The organism is Microcoleus sp. LAD1_D3 (genome assembly GCF_036702135.1).
Lineage (GTDB): Bacteria > Cyanobacteriota > Cyanobacteriia > Cyanobacteriales > Microcoleaceae > Microcoleus.
In genome coordinates this window covers 1-26,273 of sequence record NZ_JAUBSB010000069.1, presented here as the reverse complement: position 1 = coordinate 26,273, position 26,273 = coordinate 1, and the positions used below count along the sequence as shown (strand labels likewise).

Sequence of the window (26,273 nt, the reverse complement as noted above, 5' to 3'; positions counted from 1 at the left end):
TTGCACACGCGGAGCGTTCAAACCATTCAAAGTCTTTCTCTGTCGAGGTTTTAGGCTTTTTCGGCAAGCCCTAATTAATGTTGCATCTTCAATTTAATTATCGTGGCTCACCAGCAGCTTTCAAATATTAACTCTGCCGATAACCATTAATGATAGCGCAACTGCGGTATAACATTTTATACTAGATGTTAACTCCGCAAACAACTGTAAGATTACCCGATCGCGCATCATGTATATTGCCCCAAATACAGCGCTGCCCCCAAGCCGCAAATCTCCCTTGCAGAAAGTACCACAAATATGATACGGTTGAAGCTTGTGTCCAAATAACACCAGTCCATGCCAAAACTCAAAACTCGCAAAGCAGCCGCAAAGCGCTTTAGAGCGACCGGCAGCGGTAAGATCGTGCGCCGCAAAGCTTACAAAAGCCACTTGCTACAGCACAAAAGTTCAGCTCGCAAAAGCCGTCTCTCTAAGCTGGTCGTCATTGACGAGACCAACGACGCTAACGTGCGGTTAATGCTTCCATACTTGTAAAGTTTAACGGAAATTAAAGATGACACGGGTAAAACGCGGTAATGTCGCCAGAGCGCGCCGCAAAAAAATTCTCAAATTAGCCAAGGGTTTCCGAGGCGCACAGTCGAAACAGTTCCGCACAGCTAACCAACGGGTGATGCAGGCCCTGCGTAACGGTTATCGCGATCGCAAAAAACGCAAACGCGATTTCCGTCGCCTGTGGATTGCTCGGATCAATGCCGCCTCGCGCCAGCATGGCACGAGCTACAGCAGACTGATCGGCAACATGAAAAAAGCCAACATCGAAATCAACCGCAAAATGCTGGCACAAATGGCGATCATTGACCCCGCAACATTCGGTAAAGTCGTGGAAATGGCTAATCGAGCCGGAGGCTGAAAGTTCGCTTGATTTTCAGAAGGCAGAAAGCAGAAGTAAGAAAGATTTAACAGTCTGCCAGAGAAGGAAAACTCCTGATAAATTTAGGAGGTTGAGACAAACTTTCCTTCTTTGTTCTTACTTCTGGGCTCTTGCTTTTTCAGAAATCGCGATCGGGTCAGTCGAACGCTATTTCCTTGTTTTTTATACAGTTGCAGAGGCAGATATCAGAGATTGCTATCGCCTTAAAATAAATAAAACCTTCCACAGACCTACCTAATTTTAAGAAAAACATGGATAGTAATTTGCTCATTGTTTACCTGTCAGTCCTGCTCGCTATACTCGGCAGCACTTCCTGGTTTGTGGTGCGCCAGATTCTTAAAACTCGCAAGCTGGAAATGTCTCTGGAACGCTTAGAAAATAAGCTGACAGTAGAAAAAGGAACAGCACAGGAATACTACGAATTAGGAAGTATCTATCTAGATAAAAAGCTTTATTCCCAGGCGATCGTACTGTTTCAAAAAGCCCTGAAAGCCAAAGACTTAGAAGGCGAAGAAAATCAAGCCGTTATTTACAACGCCCTTGGTTTTGCACACTTCGGCCAAGAACAGTACGACATCGCAATCCGCCACTACAAAGAAGCCCTGAAGTTGCAGCCAGAATACGTTACATCTCTCAATAATCTGGGTCACGCCTACGAGCGCAAGAAATTAACAGCTCAAGCCTTGGAAATGTACGAACAAGCTCTCGCCTGCGATCCAGACAATGCCACTGCCAAACAGCGAGTAGAGTCCCTCCGGAAGCGTTTGGTAATCTATAATTGAGCCCCGATGTTAGGAGCAATAAAGATCCCGCCAACCTGGTTTCATTCAGAAACCAGGTTTTTTCTTCACATAGTCCAAGATACTAAACTATCCAACACATTAATGCGTTAGTTTTTAAGAACAGGAATTCCGAGTCAAGCTCGATCGCACCCCGTCCCAGCACTTTAAATTAATGTCAAGATAAAAGCAGTACCTGCAATACCGGTCAGTCCTAACAATAGAAGGAGGAGAACGTAGTGACATCAATTCTCGTTGTCGAAGATTCGTGGTTGACTCGCAGGGTAATTTGCAAAATTCTCCGAGCAGAAGGATACGAGACTTGGGAAGCATCCAGCGGCCCTGAAGCTCTAGAACTGCTCGGCACTAAAACCCCAAACTGTATGCTCTTAGATCTGCTGATGCCGGAAATGGAAGGTCGGGAAGTCCTGCAAGCCATGCGCGATCGAGGATATAAAATTCCAGTTATCGTAATTACCGCAGACATCCAAGCAAGCACCCGCTCCGAGTGCATGGAACTCGGAGCCGTGGCAGTCATTCACAAAATGCCCAACTCAGACGAACTGATCGGATGGATCAAAAAAGCTCTCAGTGTCAGCGAGGAGAGCACCCAATGAAATTAAGCACTCGACAGCTCGATGCTTTGCAGGAACTCGTCAACATCGGGATAGGTCAAGCCGCAGGGGTTTTGAACGACATGATCGACTCCCCGATTCGCTTGCAAATCCCCTACCTTCAAATCTTGACTCCCACCGACGTAGAGGAAGAATTAGAGCAGCACCTCAACGGCGAGCAAATCGCCGCCGTCCAGCTCAAATTCACAGGCTCCTTTGGAGGCATTGCCCAGCTAGTCTTTCCCACCAACAGCGCTGCCCTGCTGGTGACGATGCTCACAGGAGAAGAAGTTGGAACTCACGATCTCGATTCAGTCAAAATTGGTACGCTGAGTGAAGTGGGAAATATTGTAATTAATGGGGTCATGGGCGCAATCAGCAACGTACTTCAGCAGCGCCTGAACTACTCCATTCCCACTTATAGCGAAGGGACGATTTCTAGTTTACTGATATCTGGCGGTTTAGCTACTGATACAGTTGTTTTATTAGCCCAGACCAGTTTCATGATTGAAAGGCTTCACATTGAAGGAGATATCATTCTTATTTTCAATGTTAATTCCTTTGACACCTTGTTGACTGCTATCAATCAACTTGCCGGGGGTCTATGATTGAGGAAAGCAAAAGTATTAAGGAAAAGTTTGGGGTTCTCGACAGCGTACCAGTCGGCGCCTGCTTGCTGCAAGATGATTTTGTGGTGCTGTTTTGGAACACTTGTCTGGAAGAGTGGACTAAAATTCCCCGCAGCCAAATATTGGGAACAAAGATCACAACCCATTTTCCTCACCTGAGTCAGTTAAAGTACGCCACTCGCTTCAAGCAAATCTTTGCAGGAGGCCCGCCAACAATTTTTTCTTCTCAAATTCACAAACACCTGATTCCAGCAACTTGGCAAGACGGCCAGCAGCGAATTCAGCAAACTACTGTGACTGCTGTGCCGGCCCAAGAGGCTGGCATAGAAGAACAGGAGATTAGAGACTGGATTCTTCATACTCTTGAGTTGGAATCAGAGGGTACTGTCGGAGTCGGATCACCAAGAAGTGCTTTTGTGTCTAGGGAATCTGTACCCTCAGTTTCGTCATCAATATGGCCCGGGGTCAATTCCCCATCGTTCTACGCGCTGCTGGTGATTCAAGACGTGACCGACCTCACCCATCGCATCCAAGCTTACCGCACAATGCGGGATCAAGCTTTGGAAGAAGTGCAAGTGCGTCAGCGGGTGGAGGAAGAATTGCGATCGAGCCAGCATTTCATCCAGCAAATTGCTGACGCGGCGCCTTATTTACTGTACATTTACGATTTGACCGAACAGCGAAACGTTTACGTCAACGGTCAAGCTTCTAAATTGCTGGGCTACACTCCCTACGAAATTTTACAGATGCAAACTGCTTTGTACTCCAGTTTGGTGTACCCAGAAGATTTGCCGAGGCTCAAAGCCCACCAGCAACAATTTCCCTCGGCCCAAGACGGGCATATTTTGGAGTTGGAGTATCGGCTCCAACATCGATCGGGCGAATGGCGCTGGTTTCGCTGCCGCGACCAAGTTTTCGCCCGCACAGCCGACGGCTGCCCCAAACAAATTTTCGGCACCGCTCAAGATATCACCGAGTACAAGCGGGCAGAAGAGGCGCTGCGGCAGCAGAACGAACGAGAACTGCTGATGGCGACGATTACTCAGCACATCCGCCAGTCTCTGGATTTGGGCGAAGTGCTCAGCACGACAGTGACAGAAGTGCGTCAGTTCCTTCAGGCCGATCGAGTGATGATCGTCCGCTTTAACCCCTGTACCGGCAGTCTGTGCGCGGGCCCGGCGACGGGGGCGGTGACAGTGGAATCTGTAGCTGCCAACTGCCAGCCGATGTTGGGGGAAACCCTGGAAAATTTCTGTTTTGACGAGTTCTATCTCGAAGCGTACCAACATCGAGCGATCCGACCGATCGCCGATATCTTGGCCGCCGATTTGCCGCAATATCAAATTGAGTTGCTCGCACAATTCGCGGTGAGAGCTTATTTGGTAGTGCCTTTAGTGCAAGGAGATGAGTTGTGGGGGCTGCTGATGGCCCACCAGTGCAGTCCCCGGCAGTGGATGCAGTTGGAAGTAGAGTTGCTGTCTTCTCTGGCCACCCAGTTGGCGATCGCCATCAAGCAAGCAGAACTATACCAGCAGTTGCAAGCCGCCAACCTCAAGTTAGAGCGCTTGGCTACTTCGGACGCACTCACGCAGCTAGCAAACCGCCGACGGTTCGATCAGTATTTAGAAATGGAGTGGCGCAGACAAGCGCGGGAACAAACGCCCATGTCCCTAATTCTGTGCGATATTGATTCTTTTAAAAGTTACAACGATACTTACGGGCATCAAGGCGGAGACGAATGTTTGCGCCAAGTCGCCGGGGCGATCGGCAATGCAGTCAATCGCCCTGCAGATTTAGTAGCTCGCTACGGAGGCGAAGAATTTGCCGTTATTTTGCCAAATACTGCGATTCAAGGCGCTGTGCAGGTAGCCGAACACATACAGCTCACAATCGCTGCTTTGCAGCTTCCTCACGCTGGTTCTCAGGTGAGCGAGTACGTCACTGTCAGTCTGGGCGTAGCGAGTATTGTTCCTGGATCTGAATCGGGAGCCGAAATTCTGATTGCCGCAGCCGACCAAGCCCTGTATCAAGCTAAACGACTTGGGCGCGATCGTATCCAACTTTACCAGCCTGATCCTGCTGCTGGCAAGCCGAATGGCACAGGGACTTCGATACTTCCTGTAGATTTTTCTCTACCCAGCACTAATTTACCCTCTCCCACCAGCGCTTGACGAATTGCAATATTTGTGGATTCCGAGTAGTTATACCACTCCGCAAAAAAAAACGCCACTGTCAGCCCGTGCTCCTAACCCTGATATCCCTCTTTTGTCACTCTCCGGATTAAAGAAGTAAGAAATAAGCTAGATCAAACATAAAAACAAAAGGCTTGGAGTTGATTTATTGTATCAATTAAATCGTTCAACCCAAGCAATAAATTAGGATTATAAAATATTTATAACCAAGGATAAATCAACCACAATAGAAGGATGGGTTAGATAAGCTGTTGTGCATTTAAACTGTGATACAAAAATTACCTTACCATGGTTTTTGATATTTAGTCCCCATTTAATAATCAACTATTCTTCATTTAAGGGGTCTACAAATGACCATAATTCATCACATTGAATCGTTAGCTTTTTTTTTTGATAACACCTGTAGCTGGGGGGGTACTCAGGCGTATTTCCGATTAAGATAATCTTGGAGCCATGCTGCGAAACCTTGAGATCACGGGCGATGCCGGCTTTCCAGAGGCGTTCTAGCAATAATCAGTCGATTAGTTTGCGTGGTCGCTGAGTCGCTCACCTTCTGGTCTGGATTCTCGACAAATTGCCGACGACACTCGTAACATTTGAATCTTTGTTTTCCCGTGTGAATATGACCGTTTTTCACGCTTCGGGCACAAGAGCAAACGGGACAATTCTGCCGAGTTGACAAAAAACTGATCGAGGCTACTATCTTACCATCATTACTTCTTGGCCACTACCAGCAAGTTAAGTCCGTAGCCAATTTTGCCGACAATTAGACCGTTAATTTCGACTTGAGATGATTTGACTCGTTGGATGATGACTCGTATTGAAAATCGGTAATTGGTAATAGGTAATTACTCGTTACCAGGCTAAAACCGGGTAAGGCAGATTCTTATGCTCTTCCTCCTATCTTCCTGAATACCACAGAGGCTCTTCCTCTAGACATCGGTTCCCAGGCTCTAGCCTGGGAACCGGTAGAAAAGAATATTTTACTGTTAGTTTTTCCCAAAACCTTTGCCGCGATTGGTTGAAGGCATACAAAGACAGTTTTCGAGTTGCGATCGCAAATTCTCGGTATCCAAACCCTGACCGATGAGAACAAGCTGGTTTTTCCGCTCACCTTTCCACTCGTCATCGTCCATCGAAAATCGCTTGCCGCTCAAGTGAAAAATATGCCGTTTGGGACTTTCTTCAAACCACATAATCCCTTTCGCGCGAAACACGTTTGTTGGCAGTTGGTTGTCTAAGAAATATTGAAATTTCCTTAGAGAAAAGGGCTTGTCGCTCTGGAAAGAAATTGAGGTAAATCCGTCATTTTCTAAATGGTCGGAGTGGTCGTGATGGCTGTGATCGTGATGGCTGTGATCGTGATGGCCGTGGTCGTGATGGCCGTGGTCGTGATGTTCATGATGTTCGTGGTGGTCGTGGTCGTGATGTTCGTGACTGCTAGGAGTTTCCTCAGATTGGAAATATTTGTCAGATTCAAACAATCCTACACTGAGGACAAGCGGCAGTGGAACTTGCGATTTTACTGTTCGCAGAATTCTAGCACCTTCTTTGATATCGCGAATCTTAACTTCCAACAAATCTAACTCTGCTTCTTCAACCAAATCAGTTTTGTTGAGGATAATTATATCGCCGTAAGCTATTTGACTGTAAGCTGCTTGAGAGTTGAACAAATCTAAGCTGTAGTTGGCTGCGTCTACTACTGTCACTATCGAATCGAGACGAGTTAGGTCGCGCAGTTCTGTTCCTAAAAAAGTCATTGCTACTGGCAGCGGGTCGGCGAGTCCGGTTGTTTCGACTACTAGATAATCGAGATTTTCTTGACGTTCTAGAACTTTGTAAACTGCATTAACTAAATCTTCATTAATAGTGCAGCAGATGCAGCCGTTGTTCAGCTCAACCATGTTGTCGTCGGTGGTGACAATCAGTTCGTTGTCGATGCCGATTTCGCCAAATTCATTTACCAAAACTGCTGTTTTCAAACCCTGCTGGTTGGTCAGGATATGGTTGAGCAGGGTTGTTTTCCCGCTGCCGAGAAATCCTGTAATAATTGTAACGGGCAATCCGTGTTTGGGAGCGTCCATCGCCTGTTCTGTCTCGGACTGAGTTGTAGATTGCATAGCTTGACTGTCAAATAATGTCGATCGCACTTTCTTTGTGGTTCTTATTGTATCTTAATTAGGACAATGCCTCCTCAACCCAGTTTCTCGGAAAAATGTTGGGTTTGGTTGCCCTGGTATCTACGCCTCAACCGGGAATCAGCCCGATAGTGCAAAATAAGTGGGCCGCTAATTATCGGCAATTGCTAACGAGTCGCGATCGCACTTTTTTATTTTTTTGATAAAATTTTTGTCCAGAGTACGTGTCGCAGTTAGCCTGCAACCAGTTTTCCCGGTAAATCCAACAGCGACAAATTGGGGGCAGAATTAAGCTGAGTGCGATCGCCCAATTCCCGCTGCTCTATAATAATTTTAATTATCGAGCTGCGTAAAATATTTAAATCTCAACTATCAACTGAAACAGGGCGGTGGCTAACAACAGCCACCGCCCTCAAGATAGTATGGCGCTATCTAAATCTGTGCTTACGCAGGAAGCAAGACTGAATCAATAATGTGGATGACACCATTATCAGCAGCAACATCGGCTGTTGTAACGGTAGAATCATTAATTTTGACGCCGTTGGAAGCATCAATTTTAACTTCTGAACCTTCAACTGTCTTGGCAGATTTCAGGTTGACCACATCAGCGGCCATAACTTTGCCAGAAACGACATGATAAGTCAAGATTTTTGTGAGCTTAGGAATGTCCTTAAGCAGTGCGTCTACAGTACCTTCGGGAAGCTTAGCAAAAGCTTCGTCAGTAGGTGCGAAAACTGTGAAGGGGCCAGCGCCTTTGAGAGTATCTACTAAACCAGCAGCTTTGACAGCAGCAACTAGGGTTGTAAAAGAGCCAGCCGAAACGGCGGTATCAACGATATCAGCCAAGTGAGTCACCTAGTTTTTGTAATCTATAAATCACTATAACGCTAAAAAGTTAATTTAGCTACATTAATTTTTTCTCTAGTTCTGTCTGGTTTTCTGATTATTTAAGATAGTATTTTTTTATTTAACTCCTTTCATAAAATACCTATCTAAAGGTAGATATTTATTTTGTCATTTTACGGTATTTAATTTATTCATGTAATCCTAAATACATTAGTAAGACGATCGCCCCTGCGCTGTTTAAACTAAACGCAGGGGCAATGGTCCGGAACCCTCGACCCTGCTACGACATTTTGATTAACTTGGCAAAACATTTAACATTCAGCGCAGCGCTAACACATTACAAAAGCCCGCCACCCCGACTGATGGCAACAGTTTGGGAAATCCCGATCTAAACTGTTAACAACCATTAACTAGCGGAAGGGTGACATGAGATACAAACTACTAGGTCACAGCGGACTTCGCGTTTCCGAAATCTGCCTCGGAACCATGACTTTTGGGGAAGAGTGGGGTTGGGGGAGCTCCTACGACGAAAGCCGGAAAATGTTCGACGCCTTTGCAGAAGCGGGCGGCAATTTCATTGATACCGCGAATCTCTACACCAACGGTACTAGCGAAAAATATGTCGGCGAGTTCATCGCAGCCGATCGCGAAAAATGGGTAGTTGCCACTAAGTATAGCCTCAACATGAAGAATGGCGACATCAACGGTTTCGGCAACCACCGCAAAAATATGGTCCAAGCAGTAGAAGCAAGTTTGAAGCGATTGCAAGTTGAATACATAGATTTGCTGTGGCTGCACGCTTGGGATTTTACGACACCCGTCGAAGAAGTGATGCGCGCTTTTGACGATTTGGTGCGCGCAGGCAAAGTTCTTTATATCGGCATTTCCGATACGCCGGCTTGGATTATTTCTCAAGCAAATACGATCGCCCACCTTCGCGGTTGGACACCATTTATCGGGTTGCAAATCGAGTATTCTTTAAAAGAGCGAACTCCTGAACGGGACTTGATCCCTATGGCAAAAGCCTTTGATATTGGCGTCACAGCTTGGAGTCCCCTAGCAGCGGGTTTGCTGACAGGAAAATACAACACTTCAGAAACAGCCAGCGAAGCTAAACGGCTGAATTCACCTGAATCGGGAAAAATTAACGAACGGGACCTCAAAATTGCTGACGAAGTTAGCAAAATAGCAGCCGAAATTGGCAAACCTGCTTCTCAAGTAGCCCTAAATTGGCTGATCCAACAGCCAGTCCAAGTTATTCCGATTGTGGGTTCGCGCAAACTCTCGCAACTTCAGGAAAATCTGGCTTGTTTGGAGTTTGAATTAACTCCCGAACAAATGCAGCAGTTAGACAAAGTAAGTGCAATTGAATTGGGTTTCCCTCACGATTTCTTAAAGAGTTCGACTGTGCAAGATTTTGCCTTTGGAGGGGGAATCGCCAAAATTGACAGCCGCCGACTGTAAAGTTGCTGCTATTTTCTAGTCGCGGGTTTACGTGGATGTTTTGCCTTTGATCGCAGATATCGGCGAACCCGCCCTTAGAGGGATGATTGACATTTGTGCTGTGGGCGCAAGGTTAAACTGACGCCCACAGCGCAAATGTCGTCACTTTGCTTTCTTGCCACAGACTCGCGCAAAATATTAGGTTTATCGTTGCGGTTGCCTGGTTTCTTTGGTATTGTTGAGACAGGTGTTCTTCGGTGAATTTAACCCGACTCCATAAACTGTTAATTGTTAATCTATCGGAAGTCAGAAATCTCCGAGGGAATTTGTATATTAGGATACAAATTTTTCCTACTAGCGAGTCGGATGACTTTAAAAAAGGCTAGGTTTGTCGAATCAAAAAGCAACATAAATTTGATCGCAAATTTTCTATCCTCTCCAAATAAAGCAATAAAACTCGCTCTTTTTTCACCCCGTACCTGCCACTTAAGAGTCATTTTACAAGGTCGATCGGCATTTTAACGGCTTTTGAACCCAGCATGCAAGCTAAGCGCGTCCTGAGATAGAAGTCATCCTTCAGATAGAAGTTATGGCAGAAAAACTGGGCTACATTTAACAACAATAGCAAGTCTAGCAATATTAACTTATCTCCAAGTTTCAATTCTGAAAAAAGCAGATAAGCGTGTTTTCCCGCAGCTAAACAGTTTCTTTGTTTGGTTCAATGAATGCGGCGCTTGCTCGTCAATAAAAATTCTCAGATTTATGCTTGCAACTTCAGTAAGACACTGCTGAGAAATATATCCTATTGACCAATTTTAACGGACAATTTTCATTGACTAATTCCAGAGGCTAATTATGTCGCCCCCAGAAAACTCAGTAAACAATAATTATAGCAATAAAGCTCGAGCATGGGAGATCCGATTTACCTCTATAGATCCAGCCAAATCGCCCTCTCAATTCGCACCCTCGCCCGCATTGCGCGCCAACTTATCAAAAACTGATGCTTTAGAGGCACCAGATTTAGTTTGCATGTCTCATTTGCGGTGGAATTTTGTCTATCAGCGTCCGCAACATCTCTTGAGTCGGTGTGCCCAACATCGTCGGGTATTCTTTGTAGAAGAACCCATTTTGAGCGCGGCTACAGATTGGTGGCTTGATGTCAGCATCCACGAAAGCGGAGTCTGGGTAATAGTACCACACCTGAGCGAAGGAATCAGCGAACCAACAGCACAAACTGCTCAGCAAGCCATGCTAGATGATTTGTTTCGAGCGGCAGAAATTAGCCAGTACATCCTCTGGTATTACACACCAATGGCTGTCAGTTTCACAAACCACTTAAAGCCGCTAGCCGTAGTCTACGACTGCATGGATGAATTGTCAGCATTCAAAGGCGCGCACCCGAATTTAAAAGCTAATGAAAACCAGCTATTAAAGCGCGCCAGCGTAGTATTTACAGGCGGACATAGCCTTTACGAAGCTAAACAGCACCAGCACGAAAACATTCACCCCTTCCCCAGCAGCATCGAAAAAGAACACTTTGCCACAGCCAGGAATGTTTCAGAAGAACCGACGGATCAAAAAGACATTCCTCACCCGCGTTTGGGATTTTATGGCGTCATAGACGAACGCATGGATATCGAACTGCTGAGGGGAATTGCGGAAGCAAGGCCAGAGTGGCATTTAGTCATAATTGGCCCCGTGGCGAAAATCGATCAGGCAAGTCTGCCAACTCACCCAAATATACACTATCTTGGCGGCAAATCTTATCAAGAACTGCCAGCGTATCTTGGGGGGTGGGATATAGCAATGCTACCTTTTGCGATTAACGAATCGACTAAGTTTATTAGTCCCACGAAAACTCCAGAATACCTCGCTGCCGGCAAACCAGTGATTTCTACTCCGATCCGCGATGTGGTGCGGCCCTACGAAGTAAAAGGCTTGGTTCGGATTGCTAGCAATTCAGAAGAATTCGTTGCTTGTGCCCACGAAATTCTCAGCGAAAGTTCGGACGTTCGCACCAAGTGGCTGAGCGAAGTAGACGCCTTTTTAGCAGACAATTCTTGGGACAATACCTGGGGTGAAATGCTGGGGTTGATCAAAAGTGCGATCCACGAGAAACGGCAGAAAGCCGAAGACCGGATGAAAGTTTTAAGTTAGGAATGTGGAGGTTTAAGTTAAAGAGTTACCAATGCACCCACTCAAAACTTAACACTCAACACTCATCGCTTTGTTTGCAATTAGAAATGACCCATTAACTTACTAAAAATCAGAGGTGTTTCAATGTTTGACTATTTAATCGTCGGAGCCGGATTTGCAGGTAGCGTCATTGCCGAAAGACTAGCAAATGAGGCCGGAAAAACAGTCTTGATAATTGATACCCGCAACCACATCGGTGGCAACGCATACGATCACTACGACGACCACGGCATTCTCGTACACAAATACGGCCCCCACATTTTTCACACCAATTCCCGCCCAGTTTTCGAGTATCTTTCGCGCTTCACCGAGTGGCGGCCGTACGAACACCGCGTCCTAGCCAGCGTTGACGGTCAACTGCTGCCAATTCCGATCAATCTCAACACCGTAAACGAACTTTACGGACTGAATCTCACCTCATTTGAAGTAGAAGATTTCTTCGCGAAAGTAGCAGAACCAAAGGATTACATTCGCACTTCCGAAGATGTCGTTGTCAGCAAAGTCGGCCGCGAACTTTACGAGAAATTCTTCCGCAACTACACCCGCAAACAGTGGGGAATGGACCCGTCGGAACTCGACAACTCAGTGATTGCGCGCGTACCCACTCGCACTAACCGGGACGATCGCTATTTCACCGATACCTATCAAGCAATGCCGCTGCACGGCTACACTCGGATGTTTGAAAAGATGCTTTCTCACCCAAACATCAAGGTGATGCTGAATACCGACTACCGCGAGATTGAGGGTTTTATCCCTTACGGAGAAATGATTTACACCGGGCCGGTCGATACCTATTTCAATTATTGCTACGGGAAACTTCCTTACCGTTCCTTGGAATTCAAGCACGAAACACTGAACGTACCCGTACACCAAAAAGCCCCGGTCGTAAATTACCCCAACGAGCATTTATATACTCGCTGCACGGAGTTTAAATACCTCACCGGACAAGAGCATCAAAAAACTAGCATTGTCTACGAATACCCCCAAGCTGAGGGAGACCCTTACTACCCGGTTCCGCGTCCCGAGAATGCCGAAATTTACAAGAAATATAAGGCTTTGGCTGATGCAACTCCGGGAGTTTCTTTCGTGGGAAGGCTGGCGACTTACAAGTATTACAACATGGATCAAGTGGTCGCTCAAGCTCTGACAACTTACAAACAAATTACTACCAAGCCGGTGATTGAATTGGTAGAAAATGTTAACGGTACTGCCTCTAATGTAACCTCCTCGAATGAAGTTGCCCCTCGCCCAGCCGCAGCTTCTCTAGAAGTCGCTGCTGTCAACAACGGCAACAGCCACGGCAACGGCAACGGCAAATCTGTTAGCAAGTAGCTGGAAGCTGGGAGTTACGGGTAAAAAGGTAAGGTGCCCACGGAGCACCTTACTCGGTTTTCATCAAAAGTTATTTAATAATTCAAACAAGCATTGAGGTAAAAATGAACGTTCTAGTTAAAATTGTTTTGTCTCATGAGGTTTTGGAAATTTCTCAATCTGCTCAGTTTCAGAAAGAAATACAGCGCCTCATTGAAAGCGGTGGCAAAATTCTTATGCTGGATTTCTCTAAAATAAATTTCCTGAAAAATTCCGAGTTAATGGCTGTAGTGGCGATCGTGAAATTAGTTAGAGACAGCGAATGTATACTTTTGATCTCGGCCATGAGCGAACAAGTTAGAATTCTCTTTGAACTGACGGGACTACAGCAAATATTTCAGTGTTTGCCGTTTGCGGAAGAATTTTCTCTCAAAAGCGAGCTAACTGAACCGTTAGGAGGTTTGCAAAGTCTGGCGAGCTAGAGAGAGAGGAGGAGAGGGGGAGAGTGGGGTATACGAAAAATCTTCCTGGTTTTTTCTTCCTGGTTTATGGTTCCTTCTTCTGACTAATGACTTCAGCACAAGAGAGCCTTCAGATGAGGCTGTTTTAATGGGCAGAACTTTTGCAGATTAATCAGCAAAAAACTTGTCAAAGTGGTGGTAATTGTAGCTAACCTATAAATATAACTTTGGGTAGATGTGCCGATGAGTTGGTTAGGTAGAGAGCTAGAAAATTGCGAGATAGAAGAGTCTGCAACTCTTGATAGTAAGGTGACAGTTCAAGGACGGAAAACAGGTTATCCGCGCCCCCAACTGCGCCGGAGCAACTGGATTTGTCTCAATGGTCAGTGGAGGTTTGCTTACGATGACGCGGGCCACTGCGTGCAGCCGATCGATATTTCTGAGTGGACTCACACTATAGAAGTGCCGTTTGCTCCAGAATCGGCAAAAAGCGGGATCGGCGACACGAACTTTCACGCCAACTGCTGGTATGAACGGGAATTTGACGTACCCCACACAGAGGGCAGAGTTCTCCTCCACTTTGGGGCCGTAGACTACCGCGCCCGCGTCTGGGTGAACGGTCAGTTTGTCATAGAACACGAAGGCGGACACACTCCTTTCAGCGCAGACATTACAGCAGTTGTGAACCTCAACGGGCCGCAGCGGGTGACAGTCTGGGCCCAGGACGACCCGCAAGATTTGGAGCAACCACGGGGCAAGCAAGACTGGCAAATAGAGCCGCATAGTATTTGGTATCCGCGCACGACAGGCATTTGGCAGACAGTCTGGGTAGAATTGGTGCCTCACACTTATATCGAGCGCATCCGCTGGACTCCCCAGTTTGAACGCTGGGAAATCGGTTTTGAAGCGTTTGTGGCGGGTGATCGCAAGGAGGGAATCCAGATTAAAGTTAAACTGTCGATCGGCTGTTTGCTGCTAGTCAACGACACCTACGAAGTCCTCAACGGCGAAATTCACCGCCGTATCGCCCTCTCAGACCCGGGGATCGACGACTACCGCAACGAACTGCTGTGGAGTCCCGAAAAGCCGACGCTAATTAACGCTCAAGTGCAGTTGTGGGCCGACGGCAAACTGCTCGACGAGATTAAATCCTACACCGCCATGCGGACTGTCAGCATCCAGCGCGATCGCTTCATGCTAAACGGCCGGCCCTACTATTTGCGACTGGTGCTCGACCAAGGTTACTGGCCCGACACCATGATGACTGCCCCCTCCGACGAAGCTTTGCGCCACGATGTCGAATTAGTCAAAGCAATGGGTTTCAACGGCGTCCGCAAGCACCAAAAAATCGAAGACCCCCGATTTTTGTACTGGGCTGACGTGTTGGGACTCTTAGTTTGGGAAGAAATGCCCAGCGCCTACCGCTTCACTCCCAAAGCCGTTCAACGGCTGACGCGGGAGTGGACGGAAGTCATCGACCGCGACGCCAGCCACCCCTGTATCGTAGTCTGGGTGCCATTCAACGAATCTTGGGGAGTTCCGAATTTAGTCGAAGCCGCAGCCCACCGCAACTACGTGCAAGCGCTGTATTTCTTGACAAAAACCCTCGATCCGACTCGCCCCGTCATAGGTAACGACGGCTGGGAAAGCATCGATACCGACATCCTGGCGATTCACGACTACGACAACAACCCACAAACCCTAGCCAAGCGCTACGGGCCCGAAGTCCAGCTAGCCGATTTGTTCGATCGCGGGCGTCCGGGAGGGCGCATCCTCACCCTCGACGGCCACCCGCACCAAGGACAGCCGATGATGCTGACCGAATTCGGCGGCATCGCCTGCGCCGGCCACGAAAACCCCGATTTTTACAGAGTTTGGGGCTATGTGCGCGCGTGGGACACGAAGGAACTGCAAAGGCGCTACATCGCGCTACTGAAGGTGGTAAACAAAGTGGAAATGTTCAGTGGATTTTGTTACACCCAGTTGACCGATACTTACCAAGAAGCTAACGGTTTGCTGTATGCCGATCGCACTCCCAAGTTTCCCTTAGAGACGATGGCCGCGGCAACTCTCGGCTGGGATATTCCCGAAGAAAGTTCACCGCCGCAAGCTATTACTCAGTGCTAATTGGGCATTGGGCATAGGGCATCGGCAAAACAGGGCATCCGTTATTAGTTATTAGTTATTAGTTAATTGCTAACAATTACCAATTTCTAAATTCCTAATGCCCAATGTCCTATGCCCTATGCCCTATGCCCAATGCCCCATGCCCCATTACCCATTCGATAGATGTTTCAAAGTTTTTTCATGGGTGGCTTTGAATGTTCTACCCACAGATTGCGATCAGGAAAACGCCTCGATGTCACAGCCGCCACCGGCCACGATAAATTTGCAGTCGCCGACTACCAGCGATTGCAACAGCAAGGCATTTACACAGTCCGCGAAGGCCTCCGCTGGCACTTAATCGAACAGTCGCCCGAAAAATACGATTTTTCCAGCGCCCTGCCAATCATCCGCGCCGCCCGCGACACAAAAATGCAGGTAATTTGGGATTTGTTTCACTACGGCTGGCCCGACGATATTGATATTTTCAGTCCCGAATTCGTGTCTAGGTTTGCCAACATGGCGCGCGCTTTTATGGAATTGCTAACTGAGGAAACAGACCAAACACCTTTCGTGACACCTGTGAATGAAATTTCATTTATTGCTTGGGGAGGCGGCGATGTCGCCTACATCAATCCGTTTGCAAAAGGGCGGGGAGACGAGCTAAAAACCCAGTTAATCAAAGCTGCGATCGCAGCGATAGAATCAGTTTGGGAAGTCAATCCCCGGACTCGCATCGTTCAAATCGACCCGGTAATTAACATTATTGCCGATCCTGACAGACCGCAGGATCGAGACGAGGCAGAAGGTTATCGTTTATCGCAATATCAAGCTTGGGATATGTTGGCTGGACGTTTTCGCCCGGAACTCGGGGGTAAGGAAAAATATCTCGATATTATTGGGGTGAATTATTACGATCGCAATCAGTGGATTCACAATGAAGAGCCGATGAAATACACCCATCCGCTGTACCGCCCGTTTGGTGAAATGCTGCAAGAAGTGTTCGAGCGCTACCGCCGCCCTTTATTCATAGCCGAAACGGGTACTGAAGACGATTTTAGACCTGTCTGGTTTAATTATGTGTGCACTGAGGTAATGGCGGCGATGAAAGCAGGAGTTCCGATAGAGGGAATCTGCTTGTATCCGATTGTTAACCATCCGGGTTGGGACGACGACAGGCACTGTTACAATGGTTTGTGGGATTATTGCAATGAATCGGGCGATCGGGAAATTTATCAGCCTTTGGCGGATGAATTGCAGTTTCAAAGGCAGCAGATTGAACCGTTGGTGAAGTTGCGAGATTGATGATTGCCATATAATAATGAAACCCAACAACAGTTGATGTTGGGTTTCACTAAGTTCAACTCAACCTACTACAGAAATTTCGAGCGATCGAGCGGACACGATCTAAGAGTTCTTCTCACAATTTTGTATGTAATCTATCCCACATCTTCGTTTTGAACTTGTTCACTTTGACTGGCTTTGGCTTCCAACTATGCCATTTTTTCCTTCCTTAGTTCATGTAAAGTCCTCTTCGTCGAACTAAGCACTGCCCATTCATAAATATTTATAGAAGACCACCCTGTAACTTTCTTTCCCCAACTATTATAGGAGATTTCTTTCCCATTAAATCTGACCAATGTAGGATCAATCATTATAGCTTCAGAGCTTTCAAAATCTTTAATTTCAAGGCTATCCCCAGCTTTGATTAATTCCCACTCAAACAGCTCGTCCATTCGAGGTAGCCAAGTTCTATTAAAGGCAGAAGCAGTGGATATAATGTCTCCCTCGATCGGAGAACCTACTCCGGCTAAACCCACGTAAAAATCATCCAGTTGTGCCGGAGGCAAAATTTTTTCAATACTCAAAAAACCTTGCTCTCCTATAAAAACAGGAGTGATATTAAGACACATAACATCTACTCCATTTGAAATCAACCAAGCAACGGCAGAGAGGGTTTGCTCATCAAAGGATGAGGCTATAAGTATTATTCGTTGTTTTTTATTAAAGGTTTTGAGTGCGTCATTGCTTGACAAGAATTTATTCAACTCTCGTCTCGCTTTTTCACTAGGAGTCAAATCACCTAATTCATACTCATCTTTGTGTATCTCGATATACGAGCTATAGACCAACTCTACAAGGGATTCAGGTGTAGAAATTTTGGCATAACTCGCGGCATACCTGATAGCTTGAAATTCAAAAGGTTCTTTTCTGGTCTTGATATCTTGTACGTCGCGTTTAATCTCGATTAGAACAATATTGCCATCTGCATCAATGGCAGTCAGGTCGCTAATCCCCTTACTCGCATTACGAACTTGTTGACCAACAACTAGAAGAGTTTCGTTATCTCCAAAGAGCAAATTAATGTTTTTGCGTAAGAACTCTTCAATATGTCTTTCCTGTAAGTTTAAGTCTTTAAAGTTTCTGACTTTTATTTCTATTGCTTCGTTCCTTTTGATGCCGTCGTCGAAAGTAACAGGTATGTACATCGCACTCCCCTTTGCTGCTATTGGCTGTCTAAGTGCTCAACTATATTGAGCCTATTATATCTAACAGTCCGGCAATCCGTCCGTCCGCCAGCGGTTGAAACCCCTGCCTCAAAGCAAAAGTCCTCTTGCATACGACTGAAGAACTCATTAGTGCTCGACCGAGGACTTAAGGTATTAACCAGGGACTTAAGACAGGGGTTGAAACCTCTACATCAAACAGGACTTACGCAGGCACACTTATAGTATGCCCAAGCAAGGATCTCACCTTTTCTCTCATAAAGAGCGAGCGTCACGAGATTAAAAACTTGATGGCTCAAAAAATCACCAACTCTCCTTTTCAACAAGAAATAAACGTAACCCTGGCAAGTTTAAATTCTCTTTAATTGGTAATTAATTGCTAATTCTGATAATTGATTTAATCAGGGGAGTTACGAATCAACACCAAAGAAACCAAACTAAAGAAAGCGGGTTTTGGCGGTTGCTGCAGGCTGTGACGGGTCTTCTCAGCAAAAACCAGGTTTCTGGCTACCCCTGCGTAAGTCCTAATAGCAATAAGGGCGGGCAAAATGCCCACCCCACATACTAGATATCACTTTGATATCAGACTTAAATTTTCAATACCCCCAGGGGAATTCGAATCCCCGTCGCATCCGTGAAAGGGATGTGTCCTAGGCCTCTAGACGATGGGGGCGCGTTGCGTTTGCTTGTGTTCCGCACCTTTATTACCTTAACTAATCTTTCCCAATCTGTCAACTACTTTGCGAAAGTTTTTTTTCTACTCGTCCCAAAGCTAGTCACACTAGGCTTTGAGGATACGATCGCAATTGTCGATCGCCCGGCCGGTGAGAAATCTCGAACCGTGGGTGTTCTGGGTGGGGATGCCCAAACAAGCGACGCGGGCCATCTGGCCGAACTTCATGGCGATCCAAGCATCTCTCCCAAAACAGCTAATTGCCCCCAACAGCACCTCTAAGCCGGCTGCTGCGTGCAGTTCCCCAATTCTTCATCGTACAGTCCGTAGTCCTCCTGAACCAGCAAAACCGGGTTGTCGCCGTCAAGAATCGGCTATTGAGCCACCAAGCTTGCAAATTTCCCAAGCAATCAGCGCATCCAACGGCTGGCACTGCGTAAAATACGAAGCTGCGATCGCCTCGGCTCCTTCGCCGACGACACCAAATAAACATTCACCGCAGGCTCTTTCAAACATTCCGCCAGAGCCAGCAAAATAGCCACAGAAGCCTTGTTGTCCAGGCTGTACCTCGCTATCCATCCAATCATTCAACCGCAGCGGGCGTTTGCGGTGCTTTCCCACCACCATCCGCGTTCCCGATCAAATTCCCGCAGACGTAATTCCTCGGCTGTACATTTACCGAAGAAGAATTCAGAATTCAGGAACCAGAATGGATTCTGTGCGACAGGATGGAGAATCCAGGTTTCAAGCCCCCGATTTTAATCGTGGAGCCGAAAAAATTCTTTCATTACCGAAAACCCTCACTTCAGGCATGGGGTATTCTGAATTCTGTCTTCTGACCAAGAATTTTTTGATGGTACCCGCCACGTGATTTATCCGTGGAATCAATCCAAAATCTAAAATCTAAAATCCTCCAGCCCCCGCATTTATCCGTGGGGTCAATCCAAAATCTAAAATCTAAAATCTAAAATCGAATGACTCCTTCTCCTTGTTTTCGATCCAGGCATTTTCCCACTCTAAAGAAACATTTTCCTGCTGACCTTTTTGAGGAGATGCGTTGGGGTTTCACCTCACCCCGGACAAACTGGTGACGCGAGCAGGAGCCGAGCAACGGCAGCCATTACTGGTGGCGGATACACTGCTGGCTAACAAGGGCTATGATCCAGATCAGCGTGTGATTGACCGCCTCAATGCCGAGGAGAAGACCACCGTCATTTCACCTCACCGCAATTGCAAGACCCTGGAAACTTACGATGCTCAATTGTACAGAGCCCGTCATTTGATTGAGAACTTTTTCCCCAAGCTCAAGCAATATCAGGCAATCGCGACGCGCTATCAGCCTAGGGCGGTGAACTTTCCGGCGTCGATGCTTCTGGCTGCGGCGGTCATCTGGTTGAATTGATGACACCCCCTAAATTAACTTGACAGTGCCGTAAATTAATATGCCTAACCTCTTGAGCACCTTCTTTTCTAGTAATTTCATTCCTCACGGGCATTGTTACCTCTGGAAACCGGGGTTAGTCTGGCTGCACTTAACGTCAGATGCCTTGACTACCCTCGCTTATTACTCGGTGGCGGTTGCCATTGTTTACTTTACGAATGAGCGTAAGGATCTGCCTGCCCACACGGTGACGCTGCTGGTGGGTTTCTTTTTTATCTTTGCCTTATGTGGCACTACGCACCTGATGGGAATAGTGACACTTTGGCACCCCATTTATTGGGTTTCAGGACTGATCAAAGCTGTCACTGGTGTTTGGTCTTTCTATACGTTCACCTTTTTACTGATTCCCTTAATTCCAGTGGCACTCGATACGCCCAGTCCAGCTCAACTTGCCCTTACAAACCAGGAACTAGAAGAGAGTCGCCGCCGTATCCAGGCGATTAATGTGGAGCTAGAGCAACGGGTGCAGGAACGCACTTCCCAACTGGAAGCGTCTAATCGCACCAAAGACGAATTATTGATGCGTGAACAAGTAATTCGGGCAGAGGCAGAGGCAGCTAACCGTGCCAAGGATGAGTTTCTCTCGATTCTTTCTCATGAACTCAGAACTCCTCTCAACGCGATCTTAGGGTGGTCAACGATGTTACGGCAAAAAAACCTGAGTGAGGATAAGGTGGCGCGGGCTTTGGAGACGATCGAGCGAAACGCGAAGTCTCAAGCCCAGCTCATCGAAGACATCCTCGATGTTTCTCGCATCATCACAGGTAAACTGCGCCTCCGAGTCCGTCCTGTCAACCTCGTGCCGGTGATTGAATCGGCGATTGAGTCTGTACACTTGGCGGCTGAGGCAAAGTCAATTCGCTTGCAAAGCGTGCTCGATTCTGAAGTTGGCCCGCTTTTGGGTGATGCCGATAGGTTGCAGCAAGTTGTGTGGAATCTACTTTCTAATGCCCTCAAATTTACGCCTAAAAACGGGCGAGTCCAGATTCGTTTGCAGCGGGTTAATTCCCATGTTGAAATTACTGTCAGCGACACTGGACAAGGCATCAGCTCGGACTTTCTACCCTTTGTCTTTGATCGCTTCAGCCAGCACGACAGCACGACCACTCGCAGTTATGGGGGGTTGGGTTTAGGGTTAGCCATTGTGCGTCAATTAGTTGAATTACATGGCGGGACTGTAACAGTAGTGAGTCCAGGGATAGGACAGGGGACGACCTTTACAGTCAAACTGCCCGTGATGATTATCCATCTACCACCCAGCGATCCAGAGCCATTAAACTCGCTCGTTGAGGGGAATGGGATGTTTCAAGCCTCGCCGACCCTTGAAGGCTTACAAATCTTAGTGGTGGAGGACGAGGCTGACGCGCTAGAGTTGCTGAGCACGATTCTCGAAAAGTATGGTGCTGATGTCATGGCTGTGGCTTCGGTCAAGGAGGCCTTGACCATTATCGAAACCGCAACCGATCACAGCCCCGATGTTTTAGTTAGCGATATTGGGATGCCGGATGAGGATGGCTACTCCCTGATCCGCAAGTTGCGTCAACTTGAAGCGCAGCGGGGCGGTAGGCTACCCGCGATCGCGCTGACGGCTTATGCCCGGAATGACGATCGTCGGCAGGCACTATTAGCAGGTTTTCAGATACATTTGACCAAACCTGTAGATGCTGCTGAGTTAGTGGCGGTGGTGGCCAGCCTCACCGGACGTACAAGCAGGTGCTAAAACCCAGGTGTTCAAGAACAAATGTTGCGTTTGAGAATAATCGGCATCTTGTCAGCTTGGGGTGAAGGCTAGCGGTTGTGGCAAATCAAGCTTGTGACTTTTGTCTCCAGCACAAACCTCTGTTAACTTGATTCAGGTAACAAATCTACTGTGTCAAGGATAGGAAGCACTCAGAGTGGTTATCAAGTAGACCCTGCATGAGTGCTAGATTCTTTAGGATGCCAATTTCATCTTTGTCAGCCGTAATGGCGATCGACTTTTGGGGATTGTGGCCGGGAATTAGGGCGATCGCATTGTTCGCACGATCGAGCCAAGCATTCACTCCCCGGCTTGCGAATTTTTCCCTCAACCGCTGGTTAATTTCCGCCTCCGCAGCCCTGAGAAAGTGGAGCATTACTAACTCTTCAATTGTTGGGATCTGTCCATCGAACTCTCACATTTTTCAATTCCGTGTTTTGAAGCACATTTTGACCCATATTAAAGCAGATTTACTCTCAATTTACTCTTCTTATGAACAAAAAAATAACTCTCTGTAATGATATCTAGCGCCTTCTCAACAAACTCGTAATCAGCCGGATTGGTTGACTAAAACTCTCGCCTTCAGGTTGAATTCCCAGAGATAAACTCGATTCACCAGCGGTGCCAAATGTCAATTATTACCTAGAGGGTTTTCCATCATCTAAGCTGTTCTGGATTTAAATTGTATGTCAAAAAACAATAAAACTCTCGTGGGGTGTCCCGCCCGCCTCGAATATGCAATTTAAATGCGCGACAGCTTAACGTTATTTTAAAATTAAAACAAATCTCCATCTCTCCCTATGCTTGTCCATAAACTTCAGCAACTCGTGCAGCGCCAAATTCGAGCCAAAAAGTTAGGGATTAAATTTAATAGAGTGGCTAATTTTCAATTGCCCGAACAATTAATTGTGCAAGGAAAACTGCATCAAGTAAACGTACCTTCAGAGAAAGGCATGGATGGAGAATTTATAGAAGTGCTTTTAGACGACTGCTACGGAGTCGAGCAATTATCTGAATCGCTGATGACAATTATTGATATTGGAGCCAATGTCGGCTTATTTCCGATTGCTGCGAGGAACAGGTTTCCCCAGGCCGTAATTCACGCCTACGAAGCTAATCCCTACCTAGAAAATTACCTCAAACATCAATCTCAAATCGCAAATTTTACATATTTTATGGAAGCAGTAGGATGTCGAGATGGTAAAGTAGTCCTCGACATTCGGGAAGTTTCGGGAAAAACTAGATCCACAGTTAGCGAAAGCGGCGACATACCAATGATATCCTTTCGCAGGGCGATCGAGCGAATTGGTGGTAGCGTCGATTTAGCCAAAGTAGACTGCGAAGGTGCAGAATGGCTGTTATTTGAAGATCGAGATACTTGGCAACTGGTGCAAAACCTTTCTTTAGAATATCACTTGTGGTCTGGTCACACTCACGCGGAAACCAGACAAATTATTGAAAACTTAGGATTTCGGATCGGAAAGCAAATACCAATAGATAAATGGTACGGCTCGATTTTAGCATCTCGAACCTGCAACCCTGAAGGATATAGCAGATGTTGAAGAAGGAAGGAGGAAGAACGAAGTAGCCAGAAGAAGTGTTTTTACAAATATGAGATGCTCCTGATTGCTATAGATAAAAGTCTTATGATTAACTATAGATAAAAAACCTCAAAATTTAGAATACGAATTTGGAAGATGGACAGCACAAAAATTAGCAACATCTTTATAAGATAGTGCTGCAATTAAATTAAGTTAAGCGCCAGTTCGGAGGATCTTAAAGCAAAAAAAGTACGTTTACCACCGAATCCGAAATCGATGGGATGGCTCGCAAATGCCTAGAATTACGTTTGTTTCCCGACTCGGCCGGGGATACCGGGCGCTGGGACAAGTCCGTAGAAGACCTCGGCGGCGAGTTGCTGGTTGTCAGTCAGTTTACGCCCTACGGCGACTCTCGCAAAGGTCGGCGACCTTCCTTCCATGGAGCAGCAGCTCCTGAACGAGGCGAAATTTTTTATGATAAATTTGTCGAAAAGTTGCGCCCGAACGGCTTAAAAGTTGAAACAGGCGTGTTTGCAGCGATGATGCAAGTCTCGATCGAGAATGACGGGCCGGTGACTTTGGTATTAGAGAAAGAATCAGGCTGAATTGTTTGCAAACAAAGCTCTCTGTGCTTCTTCCTTCTTCATTCTTCCTTCTTGAATAAGATCAAATTTTCAGATTAACCGGGTTTCCTAAATGCTGTGCCGTAGCTTCAGAATACATTGCAGTTCGCTACACTCTGCCGAGTCTCGATTCCATAATCTCCAACGCCCAAAACGGCCTCAAATAGCCAGTTAGTAAATTGTCCACTCAGCCGTCTCGGAGTACCCGGATCTCAAAGAGCGATCGCCCCACCCAAATAACAGCTCAGAATGCTTGTACAGTAAGGCTTTAACGGAAATAAAATCAATCTTCTACAGCCAGCGCTTAGAATCAGATTCAGCAGCCAAAAACTGTTGGATGAGAGAGTGGAACACTGGCATCACTGCGGTTATCTCTACTTCCGTAACATTCAATGTATAGAGAGTTGAATCAGCACAGCAAGCGAAACCGCCAGCAACTGCCACCTCACTCTCTGACAAATGTCCTCGCACACCCGCTGTGTCCTACCACCCGATAAACGCCATGACTGTCCAAGCTGCCACCAACACCGTCAACTGCAACACCGCTTCTGACCTCAACAGCATTCCGGAACAAACCGCCGAAATCAATACGGTTCCCAGCATCGATATCCTCGCTTTGGCTAACTTCGCCCTCAAAGAATTGCAAGGGGAAATGAAAACTGCCAGCCGCAGCGCTCAAGCAGTGGCGATGCGGATTGCTAAGGAAGTCGAACGGATTTGCCAAAAGAGCGATCGCATCCAAATTTCCGGCGAAGTTGAAGCTTGGCAAATCACCTTGGCTGAGCACCGGTTGCAAAAAACCCTGCAATACTACCGCCTCGGTTCCAAACAAGGCCGCGTCGAACTGCACTCCCACCTCGCGGCGATGATTTACCGCCATGTTGCTTCTTTCCGATCGAACTTGAACTTCCAAGCTCGCTACAACATGATTGAAGACTTTTTGCAAGGCTTTTACATCGAATCTCTGCGAGCTTTCCGCCGCGAACACCAACTCGATGTCACCTACCAGCCCCGCACGCAGCTAGAATTGGCTGAGTACATGGCTTTTACCGAACACTACGCCAAGCGCCAAATCGGCTTACCGGGCCGCAACCGCCAGCGCCTGATCGTGTTGCGCGCTCAAGGATTTGCCAAGGGCCAACCTCCCGAAACTGCGATCGACATTGAAATGGCTGTAGAATCCGGCAAGGGAGAAGATGCGGAAATGTACAGCCGCTCTCCGGCGCTGCAACAAGTGCGCGAGCAAATGGTATCGGAAACTGTCGATCCGGCTGATGCTGTGCTGCGCGATCGAGTAGTCTCGGAATTGATCGCCTATCTGGAAGCCCAAAATCAGCCAGAATGCGTGAATTACTTAACTTTAAAATTGCAAGACCTTTCGGCTTCGGAAATTGACCGCGCGCTCGGTTTGTCTTCCCGCCAGCGCGACTACTTGCAACAACGTTTCAAGTACCACGTCGAAAAATTTGCCCGCACTCAAAATTGGAAACTCGTCCACGAATGGCTGGGTGCTGATGTCGATCAAAAGCTGGGAATGACTTCGGACAAATGGGAAGCATTTCGCGCTCAACTTGCGCCCGAAATGCAGCAACTGTTAGAATTGAAGCGGAATCAAGAAAGCGACAAGGCGATCGCCACCGCGCTCAAATGCACTCCCAAACAAGTCCAAAAACGCTGGGCGCAACTGTTGGAGCTGGCTAGCCAGACTCGCAACAGCAGCCAAGCTTAATTGGTACTCAAATATGAATGCAACTGTTTTCTTGAGACTGGAAAATGCGATCGGGTGCGGCACCTGCACAGGACTGCCCGCCCCGGCGTCCGCTCTCAAATCAACAAGCGCTGTTACTTATTTATCGCCGCTTTTTGGCAAATTCAATTTATTAAAACTACATTACTTTTTTTAATATCTTTCGTTCCCTGGTTAGGCCGGGGAATTTGTTTTTATTAGTCATTAGTCATTAGTCATTAGTCATCATTTATGGGAAATTGCTTGCTTAAGAGGTAGCATAATCAAGGCAAAGTTGTTCAAAAGACCTCTTGCAAAATAATTTTATGATATAATGGAAAGTTTTGCTTGACTGGATTGAATCCCAACTATTAACTTATT

The 26,273-nt window shown here is 46.8% G+C and carries 24 protein-coding genes, 1 tRNA gene and 2 pseudogenes; 17 read left to right on the top strand and 10 right to left on the bottom strand.

What is annotated here, in order from left to right:
* Window positions 1-336 precede the first annotated feature (336 nt).
* The 6 genes from rpmI to QUA74_RS25665 all read left to right on the top strand — a co-directional run bounded on the left by rpmI (window position 337) and on the right by QUA74_RS25665 (window position 5,124).
* A complete protein-coding gene (gene rpmI / locus QUA74_RS25690; RefSeq protein ID WP_006634164.1) occupies window positions 337-534 on the top strand; it encodes a 50S ribosomal protein L35 in 198 nt (65 codons plus the stop codon).
* A 19-nt stretch (window positions 535-553) separates the two neighbouring features.
* On the top strand, window positions 554-910 hold the full coding sequence (gene rplT, locus QUA74_RS25685; RefSeq protein WP_190658174.1) for a 50S ribosomal protein L20: 357 nt from the start codon (window positions 554-556) through the stop codon (window positions 908-910).
* A gap of 272 nt (window positions 911-1,182) precedes the next feature.
* The gene (locus QUA74_RS25680; protein WP_333334697.1) at window positions 1,183-1,713 is read left to right on the top strand and encodes a tetratricopeptide repeat protein; all 531 of its coding nucleotides are present in this window, start codon (window positions 1,183-1,185) and stop codon (window positions 1,711-1,713) included.
* Between the two features lie 236 nt (window positions 1,714-1,949).
* Complete coding sequence (locus tag QUA74_RS25675) at window positions 1,950-2,327, top strand: response regulator (protein WP_333334695.1); 378 nt, start codon at window positions 1,950-1,952, stop codon at window positions 2,325-2,327.
* Window positions 2,324-2,932, top strand: a complete 609-nt coding sequence (locus tag QUA74_RS25670; RefSeq protein ID WP_333334693.1) for a chemotaxis protein CheC — start codon at window positions 2,324-2,326, stop codon at window positions 2,930-2,932. The genes QUA74_RS25675 and QUA74_RS25670 overlap by 4 nt, the downstream gene beginning before the upstream one ends.
* The gene (locus QUA74_RS25665; protein WP_333334691.1) at window positions 2,929-5,124 is read left to right on the top strand and encodes a diguanylate cyclase domain-containing protein; all 2,196 of its coding nucleotides are present in this window, start codon (window positions 2,929-2,931) and stop codon (window positions 5,122-5,124) included. Before QUA74_RS25670 ends, QUA74_RS25665 begins: the two co-directional genes overlap by 4 nt.
* 493 nt (window positions 5,125-5,617) lie before the next feature.
* Here the strand turns inward: QUA74_RS25665 and QUA74_RS29965 are convergent, their stop codons facing one another.
* The 4 genes and pseudogenes from QUA74_RS29965 to QUA74_RS25645 form a co-directional block, all read right to left on the bottom strand.
* Window positions 5,618-5,782 carry an IS1/IS1595 family N-terminal zinc-binding domain-containing protein gene (locus QUA74_RS29965; RefSeq protein ID WP_445302176.1) on the bottom strand — a complete coding sequence of 55 codons (165 nt, stop codon included), beginning with the start codon at window positions 5,780-5,782 and terminating at the stop codon, window positions 5,618-5,620.
* Between the two features lie 91 nt (window positions 5,783-5,873).
* Window positions 5,874-5,966, bottom strand: a pseudogene (locus tag QUA74_RS25655) (D-aminoacyl-tRNA deacylase); the annotation flags it as partial.
* 168 nt (window positions 5,967-6,134) lie between these two features.
* Window positions 6,135-7,265: a GTP-binding protein gene (locus tag QUA74_RS25650; RefSeq protein WP_333334698.1), complete on the bottom strand. Its 1,131-nt coding sequence runs from the start codon at window positions 7,263-7,265 to the stop codon at window positions 6,135-6,137.
* 462 nt (window positions 7,266-7,727) lie between these two features.
* Complete coding sequence (locus QUA74_RS25645) at window positions 7,728-8,129, bottom strand: fasciclin domain-containing protein (RefSeq protein WP_333334689.1); 402 nt, start codon at window positions 8,127-8,129, stop codon at window positions 7,728-7,730.
* Between the two features lie 426 nt (window positions 8,130-8,555).
* Here QUA74_RS25645 and QUA74_RS25640 point away from each other — a divergent pair, with 426 nt between their 5' ends.
* The 6 genes from QUA74_RS25640 to QUA74_RS25615 all read left to right on the top strand — a co-directional run bounded on the left by QUA74_RS25640 (window position 8,556) and on the right by QUA74_RS25615 (window position 16,948).
* Window positions 8,556-9,593: an aldo/keto reductase gene (locus QUA74_RS25640; RefSeq protein ID WP_333334687.1), complete on the top strand. Its 1,038-nt coding sequence runs from the start codon at window positions 8,556-8,558 to the stop codon at window positions 9,591-9,593.
* A gap of 1,008 nt (window positions 9,594-10,601) precedes the next feature.
* Entirely contained in the window at window positions 10,602-11,729 is a 1,128-nt protein-coding gene (locus tag QUA74_RS25635; RefSeq protein WP_333334686.1) for a glycosyltransferase family 1 protein, read from the top strand.
* Between the two features lie 123 nt (window positions 11,730-11,852).
* A complete protein-coding gene (gene glf, locus QUA74_RS25630) occupies window positions 11,853-13,100 on the top strand; it encodes a UDP-galactopyranose mutase (RefSeq protein WP_333334685.1) in 1,248 nt (415 codons plus the stop codon).
* A gap of 104 nt (window positions 13,101-13,204) precedes the next feature.
* Entirely contained in the window at window positions 13,205-13,561 is a 357-nt protein-coding gene (locus QUA74_RS25625) for an STAS domain-containing protein (protein ID WP_333334683.1), read from the top strand.
* A 222-nt stretch (window positions 13,562-13,783) separates the two neighbouring features.
* A complete protein-coding gene (locus QUA74_RS25620; RefSeq protein ID WP_333334681.1) occupies window positions 13,784-15,667 on the top strand; it encodes a glycoside hydrolase family 2 TIM barrel-domain containing protein in 1,884 nt (627 codons plus the stop codon).
* A gap of 162 nt (window positions 15,668-15,829) precedes the next feature.
* Window positions 15,830-16,948 (top strand): beta-glucosidase, encoded by a 1,119-nt coding sequence (locus QUA74_RS25615; protein WP_333334679.1) that lies wholly within the window; start codon window positions 15,830-15,832, stop codon window positions 16,946-16,948.
* Between the two features lie 188 nt (window positions 16,949-17,136).
* Here the strand turns inward: QUA74_RS25615 and QUA74_RS25610 are convergent, their stop codons facing one another.
* From QUA74_RS25610 to QUA74_RS25595, 4 genes are all read right to left on the bottom strand, one after another.
* Complete coding sequence (locus QUA74_RS25610) at window positions 17,137-18,132, bottom strand: hypothetical protein (protein WP_333334677.1); 996 nt, start codon at window positions 18,130-18,132, stop codon at window positions 17,137-17,139.
* A gap of 618 nt (window positions 18,133-18,750) precedes the next feature.
* Window positions 18,751-18,823 (bottom strand) — tRNA-Glu (locus tag QUA74_RS25605).
* Window positions 18,824-18,931: 108 nt separating this feature from the next.
* On the bottom strand, window positions 18,932-19,099 hold the full coding sequence (locus QUA74_RS25600) for a hypothetical protein (RefSeq protein ID WP_333334675.1): 168 nt from the start codon (window positions 19,097-19,099) through the stop codon (window positions 18,932-18,934).
* 87 nt (window positions 19,100-19,186) lie between these two features.
* Window positions 19,187-19,450 (bottom strand): hypothetical protein, encoded by a 264-nt coding sequence (locus tag QUA74_RS25595; RefSeq protein ID WP_333334673.1) that lies wholly within the window; start codon window positions 19,448-19,450, stop codon window positions 19,187-19,189.
* Window positions 19,451-19,880: 430 nt separating this feature from the next.
* On the opposite strand from QUA74_RS25595, the gene QUA74_RS25590 reads away from it, so the two are divergent.
* Window positions 19,881-20,225 carry a transposase gene (locus QUA74_RS25590; protein ID WP_333334671.1) on the top strand — a complete coding sequence of 115 codons (345 nt, stop codon included), beginning with the start codon at window positions 19,881-19,883 and terminating at the stop codon, window positions 20,223-20,225.
* 40 nt (window positions 20,226-20,265) lie between these two features.
* Window positions 20,266-21,984 (top strand): ATP-binding protein, encoded by a 1,719-nt coding sequence (locus QUA74_RS25585; protein WP_333334669.1) that lies wholly within the window; start codon window positions 20,266-20,268, stop codon window positions 21,982-21,984.
* A gap of 145 nt (window positions 21,985-22,129) precedes the next feature.
* Here QUA74_RS25585 and QUA74_RS25580 read toward each other — a convergent pair whose 3' ends face one another.
* Window positions 22,130-22,378, bottom strand: coding sequence for a hypothetical protein (locus QUA74_RS25580; RefSeq protein WP_333334667.1), 249 nt, complete (start codon window positions 22,376-22,378; stop codon window positions 22,130-22,132).
* Window positions 22,379-22,802: 424 nt separating this feature from the next.
* On the opposite strand from QUA74_RS25580, the gene QUA74_RS25575 reads away from it, so the two are divergent.
* Both QUA74_RS25575 and dtd read left to right on the top strand, forming a co-directional pair.
* Window positions 22,803-23,564 carry an FkbM family methyltransferase gene (locus tag QUA74_RS25575; protein ID WP_333334665.1) on the top strand — a complete coding sequence of 254 codons (762 nt, stop codon included), beginning with the start codon at window positions 22,803-22,805 and terminating at the stop codon, window positions 23,562-23,564.
* 239 nt (window positions 23,565-23,803) lie between these two features.
* Window positions 23,804-24,148 (top strand): annotated as a pseudogene (dtd, locus tag QUA74_RS25570) (D-aminoacyl-tRNA deacylase); the annotation flags it as partial.
* A 309-nt stretch (window positions 24,149-24,457) separates the two neighbouring features.
* Here dtd and QUA74_RS25565 read toward each other — a convergent pair.
* Entirely contained in the window at window positions 24,458-24,637 is a 180-nt protein-coding gene (locus tag QUA74_RS25565; protein WP_333334663.1) for a hypothetical protein, read from the bottom strand.
* Window positions 24,638-24,668: 31 nt separating this feature from the next.
* On the opposite strand from QUA74_RS25565, the gene QUA74_RS25560 reads away from it, so the two are divergent.
* Window positions 24,669-25,895 (top strand): HetZ-related protein, encoded by a 1,227-nt coding sequence (locus QUA74_RS25560; RefSeq protein ID WP_333334661.1) that lies wholly within the window; start codon window positions 24,669-24,671, stop codon window positions 25,893-25,895.
* Window positions 25,896-26,273 lie beyond the last annotated feature (378 nt).